This is a genomic window from Neorhizobium sp. BT27B (genome assembly GCF_050455485.1).
Lineage (GTDB): Bacteria > Pseudomonadota > Alphaproteobacteria > Rhizobiales > Rhizobiaceae > Neorhizobium.
In genome coordinates this window covers 401,293-416,615 of record NZ_JBCIYT010000006.1, presented here as the reverse complement: position 1 = coordinate 416,615, position 15,323 = coordinate 401,293, and the positions used below count along the sequence as shown (strand labels likewise).

Genomic DNA, 15,323 nt, shown 5'->3' with positions numbered 1-15,323 from the left:
GCGGGGGCGCAAAATACGATGGGGCAGCAGGCGGCCGATCATATTGAGGATGGTGCGGCCGTGCGGCCCTTCGAGGTGACGCATAAAGGCGTGCTGTCGATCGCCGTGCCGATGACGCTCGGCTTTCTCACCACGCCGCTTCTGGGCCTGACCGCCACCGGCGTGGTCGGTCGGCTCGGTGATCCGGCAGCCCTTGCCGGTCTTGCGATCGGCGCAATCCTGTTCGACCTCATTTTCGGCAGCCTCAGCTTTTTCCGCACCTCCACCACCGGATTGACGGCGCAGGCCTTTGGCCGCGGCGACAGGCGCGAGGAACAGGCGGTATTCTGGCGCGCCTTCATCAGCGCCATCGGCCTTGGCCTGCTGATGCTGCTGGCGACGCCGCTGATATCAGCCTACGCCCCCGGCCTGATGACCGACGATGCCGCGGTTGCCGATGTCACCCGCCACTATTTTGGCATCCGCGTGCTCAGCAGCCCGATGACCTTCATCAACTTTGCCATTCTCGGCTATGTGCTCGGGCGCGGACAGGGCACGACCGGCCTGTTTCTGCAGGTCGTCATCAACGGCAGCAATATCATCCTGTCGACCTATCTCGGCCTGCATCTGGGCTGGGGCGTCGATGGCGTCGCATGGGGCACGGCCTGTGCGGAAACGATCGGCGCCGTTGTGGGCCTCATTCTGGTGTTCCGGCAGTTCATAAAAATGCCGGGCAGCCGGCCGAACCGGACCGACATTCTCGATCGCGACCGGCTGAAGGCGCTGTTCCAGCTGAATGCCGATATTCTGATCCGCTCGCTGGTGCTCAACTGCGCCTATGCGATCATGACGCGGGTCGGCTCCAGTTTTGGGGCGGTGACACTGGCCGCCAATGCGGTGCTCATGAACGTGTTCATGCTCTGCTCGTTTTTTCTCGACGGGCTTGCAGGTGCTGCCGAACAATTGGCGGGGCGTTCCGTCGGCGCGCGGTACCGGCCGGCCTTCGACCGCGCGCTGAAGCTGACGGCGCTGTGGTCTTTTGCCATGGCCGGCCTGCTGGCGCTGTTCTTCATGATTTTCGGCACATCGATGATCGATCTTCTCACCACCTCGCCGGAGGTGCGTAGCGAAGCCATGCGCCATCTCGGCTGGGCGGCGCTGACCGGCGTGACCGGCGCGCTCGCCTTCCAGCTCGACGGCGTGTTCATCGGCGCCACATGGTCGCGGGCGATGCGCAACATGATGCTGGCATCGCTCGTCGGTTTCTGTCTGGCCGTCGCCCTTCTGGTGCCGGCCTTCGGCAATCACGGCCTTTGGATCGCGCTCAACCTGTTTCTGGGTCTGCGCGGCCTGTTTCTTATCGCCATGCTGCCGTCAAAGGCGCGTCAGAGTTTTGCTGCCGCCCAGTGATCGACGCGGCTGTCGCGCAGGTCACGCACGGACGAAACCTGTTCACGGTCGAGAAGCTTTGACAGGCCGGAGACGACGCGACCGGCGAGAGCCGGACCTTCATAAACCATGCAGGAATAAAGCTGCACCAGATCGGCCCCTGCCCTGATCTTTTCCAGCGCCGTATCGGCCGAGGACACGCCGCCGACACCGATGATCGGCAGTTCCTTGCCGACCTTCTGGCGCATTTTTGCGAGAACCGCCGTGGAGCGTGCGAACAGCGGCTTGCCGGATAGGCCACCGGCCTCGCCCGCCTGCGCCTGATCGAGCAGGTCATCGCGTGACAGCGTGGTGTTGGAGACGATCAGGCCATCCAGCTGATGCGCCAGCACTTCGGCGGCAATGTCGTCCATGCCCTCTTCGGTGAGATCCGGCGCGATCTTCAAAAAAACCGGAACCTTGCGGCCGGACTTTTGCGCTTCTTCATTGCGGGCAGCAATAACAGCCGACAGCAATGCGTTCAGGCTTTCGCGCGCCTGCAGATCGCGCAGGCCGGGTGTGTTGGGTGAGGAAATGTTAGCAGTGAAATAGGTGGCGACCGAGTTGAAGCGGCGGATGCCGGCGACGTAGTCGGCGATGCGATCAGTGGCGTCCTTGTTGGCACCGATATTGACGCCGATGATGCCATTACGACGGATTTTTTGCAGGCGCGCGAAAGCTGCTTCATGGCCTTCATTGTTGAAACCGAAACGGTTGATGACGGCCTCGTCCTCGACCAGACGGAACAGCCGCGGCTTGGGATTGCCGGCCTGCGCCTTCGGGGTGAGCGTGCCGACTTCGACATGACCGAAACCGAGCCTCAGCAGCGCTTCCGGCACTTCGGCATTCTTGTCGTAACCGGCGGCAAGGCCGACCGGATTGGGAAAATCGAGCCCGGCGAGGCTGACGCGCAGGCGCGGATCGGGTCGGGCTGCGCAGGACGGCACAAGGCCGGTCTTCAGCGCGGTGATGGACATGCCATGCGCTGCTTCCGGATCGAGCAGGAAGAGACCTCGGCGGGTGACGCTTTTCAGAAGGCTCATCATGGTCTCAGATCTCCGGAAACTGGTGGCGGCCATCGGCGCCTATGACCAACGGTTTTTCCCACAAAACGGCATCGAATGTCAGAGGCGCATAGAGGTGGGGGAAGAGTTCGCCGCCGCGCGAGGGTTCCCAGCGCAGCGTGTCGCCCAGCCGGTCCACATCGACGGCGATCAGCAACAGCCCCGTCTGGCCGGCGAAATATTTGTCGGCGGTGCCTTGAGCCTGGCCTGCGGTGGACAGATGAATATAGCCATCGGCAAGATCGATCGACGCGCCATCAAAAACGCCCTTTCCTCTGGCATCAAGCCACAGGTCTTCCGTCACGATCTTGTAGATAACGTCGCTCATCATTGGTTCCCGGCTATGATTGTTTGCCGAGGCTTTGCCGCAAAGGCGGCGCTTTGTCCATGGCGAAGGTCAATCCTTTGGGAAAACGGCCTTTAGAAAAACAGGAGACAGACATGTTTTTACGTAGCACAGCAGTTGCCGCTCTCGCGGGCATGGTGGCCGTGGTTTCTGCTCCCGTTGCAACGCTGGCGCAGGATGGCGGCCAGAAACGCTTCAGCCTGGAAAAGACCGAGAGCGGTTTCGTGCGGCTGGATACAGAGACCGGCGCGCTGACGCTGTGCCGCGACGAAGGCGGACAGTTGACCTGCCGGATGGCGGCGGACGAGCGCGCGGCCTATGAGAAGGAACTCGATCTTCTCGAAAAACGTGTGACCGCACTGGAGAAGCAGGGCGGCACGGCAGCAGCCAAACCGGGCGTTCCCTCCGAACAGGAAATCGAAACCACATTGTCGATCATGGAGCGGTTCATGCGCCGTTTCTTCGGCCTGGTTCAGGAATTCCGCGAGGAAGAACAGCAGCAGACAGTGCCGAACCGCACCTGATGTGTCTCAAGTTTGAGACGAATGGAAACTGACAGTTGTGAAGTCTGTGGCCACAAGCCCTTGTGCTGAACGGCCGGCGGTATTAGAAATATGGCGAGGAGACGAGGCAGACTATGCTGTTGGGAGGCGGCGTGGGCATGCAGACACTCACCATTGTCATTGCGGATGACCACCCTCTGTTTCGCGGCGCGCTGCGGCAGGCGGTAAACGATATCGGCAACCAGCAGACCATTATCGAGGCCGGCGACTTCGCGGCAGCCAGAAAGGCGGCCGGCGACCATGCCGAGATCGACCTGATGCTGCTCGACCTCAACATGCCGGGCGTTTCCGGCTTTTCCGGGCTGACGGCGATCCGTTCCGAATTCCCCGGCTTGCCGGTGATCGTCGTATCGGCCAGCGACGACCACGCCACGATCAACCGCGCGCTCGAACTCGGGGCCTCGGGCTTCATCTCCAAATCGGCCGGGCTGGAAGATATCCGCAGGGCAGTCGATACCGTGCTCGATGGCGGCATCTGGACCGGCATGCAGGGCAGCGAACAGAAGAACGGCTCCACCGCCGACCCGACGATGACCGAGTTGATGGAGCGCATGAAAACGCTGACGCCACAGCAGAGCAAGGTGCTTTCCATGCTCGGCAAAGGGCTTTTGAACAAGCAGATCGCCTATGCGCTCGGTGTGTCCGAAGCGACGATCAAGGCACATGTCTCGGCGATCCTGTTAAAACTCAATGTCGACAGCCGCACACAGGCGGTGATCAAGCTCGGCCAGGTAAACCTTTCCATGGTCGCATGAGCGCGGCGTCTGTCGATTACACCGACAGGATTTTATTCCTCTCCATCTTTACTCCGGCGCCGGCTTTGGTTAGTTTCAAAGCCGCCCGGCTGTACTTGCGTGGTCCAGGCATTTAGCGCTTTTCCGGGCCTGCCGGATGCGCGAAACCCGAAACAGGCCGTATCGCCTTGCCAAAGCCTTTTGGCGGACGGCAACGCTGACCTGGCACGGCAGGATTTGAAAACGATGTTGTCACACGAGACGATCTGGAGTGCGCTCGACGCCCTGGCCGAACGCCACCAACTGACCCCTTCGGGCCTTGCCCGGCGGGCTGGCCTCGACCCGACATCCTTCAACAAATCAAAACGACAGGGGCCGGATGGCCGCATGCGCTGGCCCTCGACGGAATCGATCGCCAAGGTGTTGGAAGCGACCGGCTCAAGCATCGACCAGTTTCTGGCCTTTCTCGGTCCGGATCAGGCCGCCCACGCTCCAGTGGCAGTGCCAGAGGTGACCTATCCGCCGCAATCGACCGGCATTCCGCTGCTGGGATTCGCCCAGGCCGGCGCCGGCGGCTTTTTCGACGATGGCGGATTTCCCGCCGGCCAGGGCTGGGATGTGGTGGATTTTCCGGCTGCTCCCACAAGCGGTGCCGTTTATGCGCTGGAGATACAGGGCGATTCCATGCTGCCGCTTTACCGCGACGGCGACCGGCTGATCGTCGAGCCCGGCGCGCAGGTGCGGCGCGGCGACCGCGTGGTTGTGAAAACCCGCGACGGTGAAGTGATGGCCAAGGTGCTGTTGCGCCAGAGCGCCAAATCGATCGAGCTCAACTCGCTCAATCCCGCCCATCCCAACCGCACATTCGAGATGACCGAGATCGAATGGATCGCCCGCATCATCTGGGCGAGCCAGTAAGAATTCCAGCTTTTCAATAAAGCCCGTTCGGGAAATAGCGCAGATAGATTTCCTGCAGGCGGCCATTGCGTGCCAGGGCTGCCACGGCGCTATCGAAGGCAGCCGGCAGTGCCGTGTCGTTGTGACGGAACATCGCCGACAGGCCTTCGCCCAGATAACGTTGCGACATGTAAGGGCCATCAAACAGCGTGCAGCAGCCGCCCGATGCTTCGCTCGCCACCCAGAAGGGCAATCGCAGGCCATCGGCAAAAACCGCATCGACGCTGCCCTGTTTCAGCGCATCCAGCATCGCATCCGGCGTTTCGAATGGGCGGGCCTGCACTTTCGGGAAAAACCCTTTCAACATCGCCTCATGTACGGTGCCGGCCACGACGCCGACCGGACGACCCGACAACGCAACCGATGCGTGCCCCGTCAGTCCGATCTTCTTTCCGACAGCAAAACGCGCCGGCAACAGCAGATAGGGGCGTGAGAAGGAGAATTTCTGGCGCAGATCCGGCGTCACCGCCACGCCCGCCAGAACCAGTTCGGCACCCGCTTTTTCCAGCGTCGGCTCAAGATCGGCAAACGGCACGGCCTGGATCTGGCACTTTGCCTCGATTTTCAGTTCAGCACAGATTTCCCGAATGAAATCCACGTGAAAGCCGGTCAGACGGCCTGTCTGATCGAGAAAACTGAAGGGCGGAAAATCCACCGTCGTAAGCGCCCGGACGCGCAGCACATTGGAAAGGTCGGGCCGCGGCAGGCGCTCGCGTGCGTCGAACATCACCGGCAGCTCGGCATTGCCGGGTTGCTGTGCTGCGACTGGAAATCCTGATCCGATCACAACGGCAAGCATGGCGGCGAGCCCCGACAACAGACCTTTGAACGGCCCCCGGCTTTTTGGGGATGTAACCAATGCGTGCATCTGTATGATCCGAAACGAGACATGCGGGGGCTTGTTGTTGTGTGGGGTGTAGCAGAAGCATGCGTGTCGGGGAATATTTTGATAGCGCGCCACCGAGCGCCCGTAAAATTATTGTTGGCGATACCGCACCTGCCACGCGGACTGACGATCCGACACTGGACGAAATCGCGGCGCTTACCGGTCTTGGCATCGGTAAACCGCTGATCCGCAAATTTGCCGGGCTGGCGAAGAAAAACGGCACGAGCATAGAGGCGGAACTGCTGGCCGACGGTTCTATCCGCGAAGATGCCTATTTTGCCGCCATGGCCCGCTTCCTGCGCCTGCCCTTCATCGCGGAGATAGATGCCTGCGACATTGTCGACGGCCATACGCTGGATGTGCAACTGCTGCGCCCGAACCAGATACGGCTGCAGCATGCGAAAAAAGCGCCACAGGTGGCGATCGTTCCCGAAGCGGCAAGGCTTGCCGATCTCGCCGCCCTTCTCGACCGCTTGCCGGCGCTGCGTCAGGGGCTGGTGATCACCACACCGTCACAGCTCCGCGCGGCAGTGTGGGAGGCTGGCGCTTCACGACGGACACGATCCGCCGTGACCGACCTTTTCGAAAAGCGCACCTATTCCTCGGCCCGTATCGTTCTTTCCGGCGCCCAGGGTTTTGCCGCCGGCGGCGCGAGCGTCATTCTGGCCATGGCTCTGTTGCTGGCGCCGCAGGCCACGCTTCCCGCCCTGCATCTGACTTTGTCACTGCTTTACCTGTCTTCGCTGACAATGCGCATTGCCGCACTGTCCCACCTCAAACGTCAGCCGAGACGGCGCAGCAGGACGAACGCGGCGGCATCCGATGCAAAACTGCCGGTCTATACGGTCATGGTGGCGCTTTACCGTGAAGCCGCCGTCGTGACACAGCTGGTTCGCAGCCTTGAGAGACTGGACTGGCCACCTTCACTGCTCGACATCAAACTCGTCTGCGAGGGCGACGATATCGACACCATTGCGGCTTTGCAGGCTGTTGCGCTCAAACCGCATTTTGAAATCGTCACCGTTCCGCCCTCCCAGCCGCGCACCAAACCGAAGGCCCTGACATATACGCTCTGTGCGGCGCGCGGCGAGTTTCTGGCCATATACGATGCCGAGGACCGGCCGCACCCGCAACAATTGCGCGAGGCATTTCAACGCTTTCGCGAAAGCCCCGCCGAGATCGCCTGTCTGCAGGCTCCACTCGTCATTACCAATGCCAGCCATTCCTTTCTGAGTGCGCTGTTTGCGGTCGAATATTCGGCATTGTTTCGCGGCCTTTTACCGATGCTGTCCGACTATCGCCTGCCATTGCCGCTCGGCGGCACGTCCAACCACTTTCGCACATCGGTATTGCTCGAAGTCGGTGGCTGGGATCCGTTCAATGTGACGGAGGACGCAGATCTTGGCGTTCGGCTCTACCGACACGGATATCGCGCCGCGACCTTGCGCCGGCAGACGCTGGAAGATGCGCCGATATCGCTGCGAGAATGGTTTGGCCAACGAACGCGCTGGTACAAGGGCTGGGTTCAGACATGGCTGGTGGCGACGCGGCATCCCAGAGCCCATATTACCGAGATGGGCTGGTTCGGCGCCCTCGCCTTCCAGCTTATGATCGGCGGCATGCTGGTGTCGGCGCTTCTGCACCCGCTGATCCTGCTTCTGGTTCTGACAAGTCTCCATGCCATCCAGCAGGATCCCGCCTCGGCCCTGACACTGCTCAGCCATCCGCTGATCTTCATCGACTTCCTCAATATTCTGGGAAGTTATCTTCTGTTCGTGGTTCTCGGCTTCCGTGTCATGACCGACCACGAGAAGCGACTTGTGGGCTGGCGCTGGGCGGCAGTGCCGCTCTACTGGATGCTGACATCGGCTGCGGCCTGGAAAGCGATCAACGAATTGAGGACAAAACCTTTTTTCTGGAACAAAACGCCACATCGCCCCGTTGATGCGGCCATCGGGACAAAGAAATAGGAAGCCTGCCCAACACCCTGCCTGCATCTCCACGCAAAACAGTCGTTGGCCGGCTTTCTACTCAAAACTCCTGCGTCAGCCGCTTGGGACAGGCGGTTTTAAAATGGAGAGAAAAATTCATGTCGGTTCTCATCAGTATTCTGATTACCTTCCTCGTCATCTTCCTCGTGCTCTATCTGGTCCAGCGCCTTCCGATCGACGGCCGCGCGCGACAGATCGTACAGATCATCGTGATCATCATCGGCATCATCTCGCTGCTGCGTTATCTGGCTGTGTTCTGAGCCGCGCAAGCGCGGCAAATCCCCGGCCCGCCTGATCAAAAGGGCGGGCAATTTCGGGCAACAAAAAAGGCCGGGGCGAAACCGCACCGACCTTCCTCATCATCGCTTACCAAACCCAGCCAGTACATCCGTGGTCAAAAGTCTTAAAGCGACGCGGCGATTGCGAGCGGCGAATTCATTTCAGCGCTCATCAGCAATGCCGATGACAGATGTCTATATAGCGAATGTGTTTATAATAAGTTTCAAATAAAAGTGGAGCGGGTGAAGGGAATCGAACCCTCGTATTCAGCTTGGGAAGCTGCTGCTCTACCATTGAGCTACACCCGCAACCTTGGCTCAAAGCCTTCCAACAGAAGACCTGCGCTGTCAAGCGTGATCACAGCCTGACGGCTGCGACAATCAGCTGCGAAAATGCTTCGACAGCTTTAGCCCCTGCGCCTGATAATTCGATCCGAGGCCCGAGCCGTAAAGGCCTTCCGGCGCTTCCAGCATGTGTTCATAAACAAGGCGGCCGACGATCTGGCCGTCTTCGAGAATGAACGGCACTTCGTGGCTGCGCACTTCCAGAACCGCGCGGCTGCCGCGTCCGCCCGCCGCCTCATGGCCGAAACCGGGATCGAAGAAACCGGCATAATGCACGCGGAATTCGCCGACCAGCGGGTCGAACGGTGTCATCTCGGCAGCATAAAGCGGCGGAACGTGCACGGCTTCACGCGACACCAGAATGTAGAATTCATCCGGATCGAGGATCAGTTCGTTACGGCCGCGGCTGTAGATCGGCTCCCAGAAATCGAACAGGTCGTGCTGGGCTTTCTTGTCGACATCGACGACCGCGGTGTGGTGTTTGCCGCGGTAACCGATCAGGCCGTCCTTGTCGCCGGCAAGGTCGATCGACAGCGCGATACCGCCGCCCGAGACGTTGGGCAGGTCGGAGGCGACCAGAGTTTCGGCTTCATGCAGCTTTGCCAGTTCCGGCTCACCCAGCAGCGCATTGCCGATGCGGAAGCGGATCTGCGACAGCCGCGAGCCCTGGCGCACGACGATCGGAAAGGTGCGCGGCGAGATTTCGAGATAGAGCGGGCCGGAATAACCGGCCGGGATCTTGTCGAATTCCTGCGCATAATTGGTGATGACACGGGTGAAAATGTCGAGGCGGCCGGTCGAGCTTTTGGGGTTGGCCGAGGCCGACATATCGGCGGGAAGATCGAGGCTTTCCATCAGCGGCACGATATAGACACAGCCGGTTTCCAGCACCGCCCCCTCGGACAGATCAACGACATGCAGCTTCAGCCGGTCGAGCTTGTCGGAGACGAGGCTGTTTGGCCCCGGCATGAAGGAGGCGCGAACGCGAAAAGCCTTGGTGCCAAGACGCAGGTCCAGGCTGGCCGGCTGAATCTGATCATCGTCAAGCGGCCGCTCGGAGGAAAGACGCCCCGTCTCGAACAGCGCCGCAATCGCGCGGTCGGCCAGAATTCCTGTCGTCCTGATCATCTCAAAAAGTCCCTGTGTCGAATGGCGGACAAAACCAAATCACGACCATTGACGCAAGCGCACAGCGGGATTATGCCAGTTTTATCCCGTGGTGATTTGGCCGGTCGGCTTGCAGCCACGTTAAACAAGTGGCTAAAAAGACCGGGTTGAAAACCGGTCTGCTTTTGCGGCCGGTTTTTTTGTATCACGAAGGTGGTCAGTACATGAGCAAAACTCCGAACAAGAATTGGCGCCCTGCAACGACACTCGTGCATGGCGGAACGCTGCGCTCGCAATATGGCGAGATGTCCGAAGCGATCTATCTGACACAGGGCTTCACCTACGACAGTTCAGAAGCCGCCGAAGCGCGCTTCAAGGGTGAAGATGACGGCTTCATCTATGCCCGTTACGGCAGCCCCACCAACGACATGTTTGAAAAGCGCATGTGCGCACTGGAAGGCGCCGAGGAAGCCCGCGCAACGGCATCCGGCATGGCCGCCATCACCGCAGCACTGCTTTGCCAGCTGAAAGCCGGCGATCATATCGTTGCCGCCCGCGCCCTGTTCGGTTCGTGCCGCTGGGTGGTGGAGACGCTGGCACCGCGCTACGGCATCGAATGCACGCTGATCGACGGCCGTGACCTTGCCAACTGGGAAAAGGCCATCCAGCCGAACACCAAGGTGTTCTTCCTCGAAAGCCCGACCAACCCGACGCTGGAGATCATCGACATCGCCGGCGTGGCCAAGCTTGCCAACCAGGTCAATGCCCGCGTCGTCGTCGACAACGTGTTCGCGACGCCGCTTTTCCAGAAGCCGCTGGAACTCGGCGCGCATGTGGTCGTCTATTCCGCCACCAAGCATATCGACGGTCAGGGCCGCAGCCTTGCCGGCGTCATCCTGTCTGACCGCGAATGGGTGACCGAGCATCTGCAGGATTATTATCGTCACACCGGTCCGGCCATGTCGCCGTTCACCGCCTGGACGCTGATCAAGGGTCTCGAGACACTGCCGATCCGCGTCAAGGCGCAGACGGAAAATGCCGGCCGTATCGCCGATTTTCTGGCGGACAGCGACAAGGTCGCCAAGGTCATCTATCCGGGCCGCAAGGACCATCCGCAGGCCGATATCATCGCCAAGCAGATGACCGGCGGCTCGACGCTGGTGTGCTTCGAGCTGAAGGGCGGCAAGGAAGCGGCCTTCAAGCTGCAGAACGCGCTGGACGTGGTGACGATTTCCAACAATCTCGGCGATACCCGCTCGATCATCACCCACCCGGCAACGACGACGCACAAGAACCTGACGGACGAGGCGCGCGCCGAACTCGGCATTTCGCCGGGCACGGTACGGTTCTCGGCCGGCATCGAGGATGCCAACGACCTGCTCGAAGATTTCGCGCAGGCCCTGGCGGGAATTTCCGCGTAAATATCATATTTTAAGGGATAGACTGCCATTTACCATGGTAGTTATCCCTAATATGCAGAATCCCGGTCGCAAAAGCCCTTTGCTGCCGGGATTTCTTGACGTGAGACACACTCTATATAATACCGATAGCATCAGTGTGAGGTGTATCGGGCATGTATAGTGCACGAACGAAAGATATCGAAGTCGAAGTGGAACCCTATTATCTGGAGGAGCAATCCGATCCGGATGAGAGCCGCTATGTCTGGGGATATCGTATCGTTATTTCGAACCATTCTTCCAAGCCGGTGCGACTGGTTCAGCGCTATTGGCACATTACCGACGAAAACGGACTGGTCGATGAAGTCGAAGGACTTGGCGTGGTTGGCGAACAGCCACACCTGCAGCCCGGCGACAGTTATGAATATTCATCCGGCTGCCCGCTGGACACGCCGTCCGGCATGATGTTCGGCCATTACCAGATGGAAACTGACGACGGCGAAACGATGATCGTCGACATCCCGGCGTTTTCGCTGGATTCGCCGGGGCAGTTGCGCATTCTGAACTGACGCGTTTTTCCAGCACATGCGCAAAAGGCCGGCATCGCTGCCGGCCTTTTGCGTTTTGATGCCAGAACCGATCAGGCGGAGGCGAACTCGGCCACGTCGTATCGATAGGTGGTCGAGCAGAACTCGCAGGTGACGGCGATCTCGCCGTTTTCCTGGCTCGCCGAGATCTCTTCCGCGGAAAAGCCCGACAGCACACCCTTGATCTTGTCGCGCGAGCAGCTGCAGCGATCGAATACGGCCTGCTGTTCGTAGATGCGCACGCCACGCTCATGGAACAGGCGATAGAGTAGCCGTTCGATGCCGACCTGCGGATCGGTCAGTTCATCGGTGTGCACCGTCTCCACCAGCATGCGGGCTTCCGCCCATGCATCGTCGGAGGAATGCTCCTCTTCGCGCTCGTCTCCATCGCCACCATGCAGGTCGGGCTGGCGCATGCGCTCGGGCGCCTGCGGCAGGAACTGCACGACAATGCCACCGGCACGCCAGTTGTGGCGCGGCTTGCCGTCCTCGTCACGGTCGAACAGTTCGGCAACGCCAAGGCGCACCCGCGTCGGGATCTGTTCCGACTGGCGGAAATAGACGCTGGCGATCTCTTCGAGCGTCGAGCCATCGAGCGGCACGATGCCCTGATAGGGCTGCATGCCGTGACCCTGATCGATGGTGAAGGCCAGAATGCCCTCGCCCAGCAGTTCCTGCGGCGCAGTACGCCCCGCCTCGACGGCCGCGGCAAGCGCTTCCTCGTCATAACGGGCATAGGCGCGCAAGGAATCTGGCGTCGAAAAATCGGCGACCAGAAGATCGACCGGGCCATCACCCTTGGTCTGCACGGTGAACTTGCCGTCGAACTTCAGCGACGTGCCGATCAGCGCGGTGAGCACGATGGCTTCGGCCAGCAGGCGGGCAACCGGTGTCGGATAATCGTGACGACCGAGAATGGTCTTCAACAGCGGCCCCAGCTGGACGGCACGGCCGCGCACATCCAGACCTTCGACCTGGAAGGGCACGACATGATCATCGCCGGCAAGACTGAGATCGTTCAGTTCAACGGTTGCTTCTGCCATTTTCCGCTCCTTCTGCGCCGATCTTTAGGATCAATCTGACATATGCACCCGCCGAGCGGAACCGCTGACTGGGTCAAAAGACGACGCCGATATATGTTGAAAGGCCGGTGCGATCATGCCGCCCGGCCCGTTTGAAGTCCAAGAAGTGGTGTCGGCCATGGCGAAAATCAAGCCATGGCTTCCCGCCTTGAAAGAGACGCCTCAGACGGCGCCAAAGCACCATGCAAGGATCGATTTCTGCGCGTGCAAGCGGTTTTCCGCCTCGTCGAAAACGACCGACTGCGGACCGTCGATAACGGCATCGGTGACTTCCTCACCGCGGTGGGCCGGCAGGCAATGCATGAACAGCGCATCGTCCTTGGCGCGCTTCATCAGCGCGTCATTGACCTGATAGGGCTGGAAGATGTTGTGGCCGCGCGCCTTGTGCTCCTGGTTCATGGAAACCCAGGTATCGGTGACGACCATGTCGACGCCGGCAACCGCCTGCTCGGCATCGTGGTAGAGTTTCACCTCGCCGCCATTGTTGCGCGCCCAGTTCATGAACTTGTCGTGCGGCTCGGAGCCCATGGGCACGGCCATGTTCATCGTGTAACCGAAACGGGCAGCACCTTCGACGAAGGAATGCAGCACGTTGTTGCCGTCACCCGTCCAGGCAAAGGTCTTGCCCTCGACGGAGCCGCGATGTTCCTCGAAGGTCATCAGGTCGGCCATGATCTGGCAGGGATGGGTGTCGTCGGTCAGCGCGTTGATGACCGGCACGGTGGCGTGTTCGGCAAGCTCGATGAGGCGCCTGTGATCGGTGGTGCGGATCATGATCGCATCGACGTAACGCGACAGAACCTTTGCCGTATCGCCGATGGTTTCGGCGCGGCCGAGCTGCATTTCCGTGCCCGACAGGAACAGTGTCTCGCCGCCGAGCTGGCGCATGCCGACATCGAAGGAAACGCGGGTGCGGGTCGACGGCTTTTCGAAAATCATCGCCAGCATCTTGCCGGCCAGCGGCTTGTCCGCGGTGCCGGCCTTGGTGGCCTGCTTGCGGACCTTGGCGTCGTCGAGAATGGAGCGCAGATCCTTTGCCGAAACTTCGGAAAGGTCGAGAAAATGCTTGGGAGATGCCATTTTAAATTCCCTATAAAGAGGGAACCTTCAATGGCGCCCTCTTCCCTGCCCCTCAGGCGGATTTTTTCAACTGTTCAGCGGTAAGTGCTTCCGCGGCCCGTTCGATGCGGGCCAGGCCTTCGCGGGCTTCCTCCGCGGTGACGACAAGCGGCGGCAACAGACGGACGACGTTGTCGCCAGCCGGCACAGCCAGCATGTGTTCGTTGCGCATGCCGACGACGAGATCGCCGACAGGAACCTTGGCCTTGATGCCGAGCAGAAGCCCTTCGCCGCGAATATCCTCGATCACTTCCGGGAAGCGATCCTTCAAAGCCGCAAGACCCTGACGGAAGACGAGCGCGACATCGCGGACGTTTTCAAGGAAACCCTCGGCCAGCACGATGTCGAGCACGGCATTACCGCAGGCCATGGCCAGCGGATTGCCGCCATAGGTGGTGCCGTGGATGCCGGGCTTCATGCCGGATGCGGCCTCTGCCGTTGCAAGGCAGGCGCCGAACGGAAAGCCGCCGCCAATGCCCTTTGCGATCGCCATGATGTCGGGGGTGATGCCCGCCCATTCATGGGCAAACAGCTTGCCGGTACGGCCGACGCCGGTCTGAACCTCGTCGAGGATCAGCAGCAGGCCCTTTTCGTCGCAGATCCGGCGCAGCTCGCGCATGAATTCCTTGGTGACCGGGCGCACGCCGCCCTCACCCTGGATCGGCTCGATCAGCAGAGCGCCGGTATTTTCATTGATGGCGGCATTGAGCGCGTCGAGATCGCCGAACGGCACCTGATCGAACCCTTGAGCCTTGGGACCAAAACCTTCCATGTATTTTTCCTGACCACCGGCAGCGATCGTCGCGATCGTGCGGCCGTGGAAGGCACCTTCGAAGGTGATGATATGGAATTTCTCAGGATGGCCCTTGGAATAGTGGTAACGGCGCGCCGTCTTGATGGCGCATTCCAGCGCTTCCGCGCCTGAGTTGGTGAAGAATGCCTTGTCCGCGAAAGTCGCTTCTGTCAACCGGCGGGCGAGACGCTCCTGCTCCGGAATTTCATAGAGGTTGGACAGGTGCCAGACCTTTTCCGCCTGAGCCTTCAGCGCCTCGACCAGATGCGGATTTGCGTGACCGCAGGAGGTGACCGCAACGCCGGCGCCAAAATCGAGATATCGCTCGCCGCGTTCCGTCACAAGCCAAACGCCTTCGCCGCGTTCAAAACGCAGCGGAGCCCGGGCAAACGTGTCGAAAAGCGCGGTTTCAGACATGGCGACATTCACTCCTTTAAACTGATCGAAATCAGGTGGCGACGGGTGTCGCCAAAATTGAAAATGCCGCCTTGACAGGCGGCGTCGGCACTATCGGCATTTCGCTGTGTGCTGTCAACAAAACAGCTTCCAATGCCCTGAAAACAGCTTTATTGCGCGCGACCGTTACTCGCCCGGAAGCTGTGACAATTATGACTCTCCCGGACAGCAAGTTGGGGAAAACACGGAAATCGATTCGCGGTGATTCGCC

At 60.3% G+C, this 15,323-nt stretch carries 15 protein-coding genes, 1 tRNA gene and 1 riboswitch; of the genes, 8 read left to right on the top strand and 8 right to left on the bottom strand.

Annotated elements, in window-relative coordinates:
- Positions 1-18: 18 nt before the first annotated feature.
- On the top strand, positions 19-1,389 hold the full coding sequence (locus AAIH70_RS18760; RefSeq protein ID WP_132276668.1) for an MATE family efflux transporter: 1,371 nt from the start codon (positions 19-21) through the stop codon (positions 1,387-1,389).
- Here AAIH70_RS18760 and AAIH70_RS18755 read toward each other — a convergent pair.
- Both AAIH70_RS18755 and AAIH70_RS18750 read right to left on the bottom strand, forming a co-directional pair.
- The gene (locus AAIH70_RS18755) at positions 1,365-2,453 is read right to left on the bottom strand and encodes a quinone-dependent dihydroorotate dehydrogenase (protein ID WP_132276666.1); all 1,089 of its coding nucleotides are present in this window, start codon (positions 2,451-2,453) and stop codon (positions 1,365-1,367) included. The two genes, AAIH70_RS18760 and AAIH70_RS18755, sit on opposite strands and share 25 nt — an antisense overlap.
- Before the next feature lie 4 nt (positions 2,454-2,457).
- Complete coding sequence (locus tag AAIH70_RS18750) at positions 2,458-2,799, bottom strand: DUF952 domain-containing protein (RefSeq protein WP_348639726.1); 342 nt, start codon at positions 2,797-2,799, stop codon at positions 2,458-2,460.
- 113 nt (positions 2,800-2,912) lie between these two features.
- Here AAIH70_RS18750 and AAIH70_RS18745 point away from each other — a divergent pair, with 113 nt between their 5' ends.
- The 3 genes from AAIH70_RS18745 (at position 2,913) to AAIH70_RS18735 (ending at position 5,032) form a co-directional block, all read left to right on the top strand.
- On the top strand, positions 2,913-3,341 hold the full coding sequence (locus AAIH70_RS18745; protein ID WP_165932064.1) for a hypothetical protein: 429 nt from the start codon (positions 2,913-2,915) through the stop codon (positions 3,339-3,341).
- A gap of 137 nt (positions 3,342-3,478) precedes the next feature.
- Positions 3,479-4,135: a response regulator transcription factor gene (locus tag AAIH70_RS18740; protein WP_132276662.1), complete on the top strand. Its 657-nt coding sequence runs from the start codon at positions 3,479-3,481 to the stop codon at positions 4,133-4,135.
- Between the two features lie 225 nt (positions 4,136-4,360).
- On the top strand, positions 4,361-5,032 hold the full coding sequence (locus AAIH70_RS18735; RefSeq protein WP_132276660.1) for a LexA family transcriptional regulator: 672 nt from the start codon (positions 4,361-4,363) through the stop codon (positions 5,030-5,032).
- Positions 5,033-5,045: 13 nt separating this feature from the next.
- Here AAIH70_RS18735 and AAIH70_RS18730 read toward each other — a convergent pair whose 3' ends face one another.
- Positions 5,046-5,870: a transporter substrate-binding domain-containing protein gene (locus AAIH70_RS18730; protein ID WP_132276853.1), complete on the bottom strand. Its 825-nt coding sequence runs from the start codon at positions 5,868-5,870 to the stop codon at positions 5,046-5,048.
- A gap of 128 nt (positions 5,871-5,998) precedes the next feature.
- On the opposite strand from AAIH70_RS18730, the gene AAIH70_RS18725 reads away from it, so the two are divergent.
- Both AAIH70_RS18725 and AAIH70_RS18720 read left to right on the top strand, forming a co-directional pair.
- Positions 5,999-7,927: a glycosyltransferase gene (locus AAIH70_RS18725; RefSeq protein ID WP_132276658.1), complete on the top strand. Its 1,929-nt coding sequence runs from the start codon at positions 5,999-6,001 to the stop codon at positions 7,925-7,927.
- A gap of 119 nt (positions 7,928-8,046) precedes the next feature.
- Positions 8,047-8,208: a Thivi_2564 family membrane protein gene (locus AAIH70_RS18720; protein ID WP_132276656.1), complete on the top strand. Its 162-nt coding sequence runs from the start codon at positions 8,047-8,049 to the stop codon at positions 8,206-8,208.
- A gap of 253 nt (positions 8,209-8,461) precedes the next feature.
- Here the strand turns inward: AAIH70_RS18720 and AAIH70_RS18715 are convergent.
- Positions 8,462-8,535: transfer RNA gene (locus AAIH70_RS18715), tRNA-Gly, on the bottom strand.
- A 72-nt stretch (positions 8,536-8,607) separates the two neighbouring features.
- Positions 8,608-9,699 (bottom strand): 2'-deoxycytidine 5'-triphosphate deaminase, encoded by a 1,092-nt coding sequence (locus tag AAIH70_RS18710; protein ID WP_132276654.1) that lies wholly within the window; start codon positions 9,697-9,699, stop codon positions 8,608-8,610.
- A gap of 78 nt (positions 9,700-9,777) precedes the next feature.
- Positions 9,778-9,856: riboswitch (SAM riboswitch) on the top strand.
- 46 nt (positions 9,857-9,902) lie between these two features.
- Here AAIH70_RS18710 and AAIH70_RS18705 point away from each other — a divergent pair.
- Positions 9,903-11,099: an O-succinylhomoserine sulfhydrylase gene (locus tag AAIH70_RS18705; RefSeq protein ID WP_132276652.1), complete on the top strand. Its 1,197-nt coding sequence runs from the start codon at positions 9,903-9,905 to the stop codon at positions 11,097-11,099.
- Between the two features lie 152 nt (positions 11,100-11,251).
- The gene (apaG, locus tag AAIH70_RS18700; protein WP_132276650.1) at positions 11,252-11,644 is read left to right on the top strand and encodes a Co2+/Mg2+ efflux protein ApaG; all 393 of its coding nucleotides are present in this window, start codon (positions 11,252-11,254) and stop codon (positions 11,642-11,644) included.
- Positions 11,645-11,715: 71 nt separating this feature from the next.
- Here apaG and AAIH70_RS18695 read toward each other — a convergent pair whose 3' ends face one another.
- The 3 genes from AAIH70_RS18695 to AAIH70_RS18685 form a co-directional block, all read right to left on the bottom strand.
- Positions 11,716-12,705: an Hsp33 family molecular chaperone gene (locus tag AAIH70_RS18695; RefSeq protein WP_132276648.1), complete on the bottom strand. Its 990-nt coding sequence runs from the start codon at positions 12,703-12,705 to the stop codon at positions 11,716-11,718.
- A gap of 201 nt (positions 12,706-12,906) precedes the next feature.
- Positions 12,907-13,824 carry an ornithine carbamoyltransferase gene (gene argF / locus AAIH70_RS18690; protein ID WP_132276646.1) on the bottom strand — a complete coding sequence of 306 codons (918 nt, stop codon included), beginning with the start codon at positions 13,822-13,824 and terminating at the stop codon, positions 12,907-12,909.
- A 52-nt stretch (positions 13,825-13,876) separates the two neighbouring features.
- A complete protein-coding gene (locus AAIH70_RS18685) occupies positions 13,877-15,073 on the bottom strand; it encodes an aspartate aminotransferase family protein (protein ID WP_132276644.1) in 1,197 nt (398 codons plus the stop codon).
- Positions 15,074-15,323: the final 250 nt, after the last annotated feature.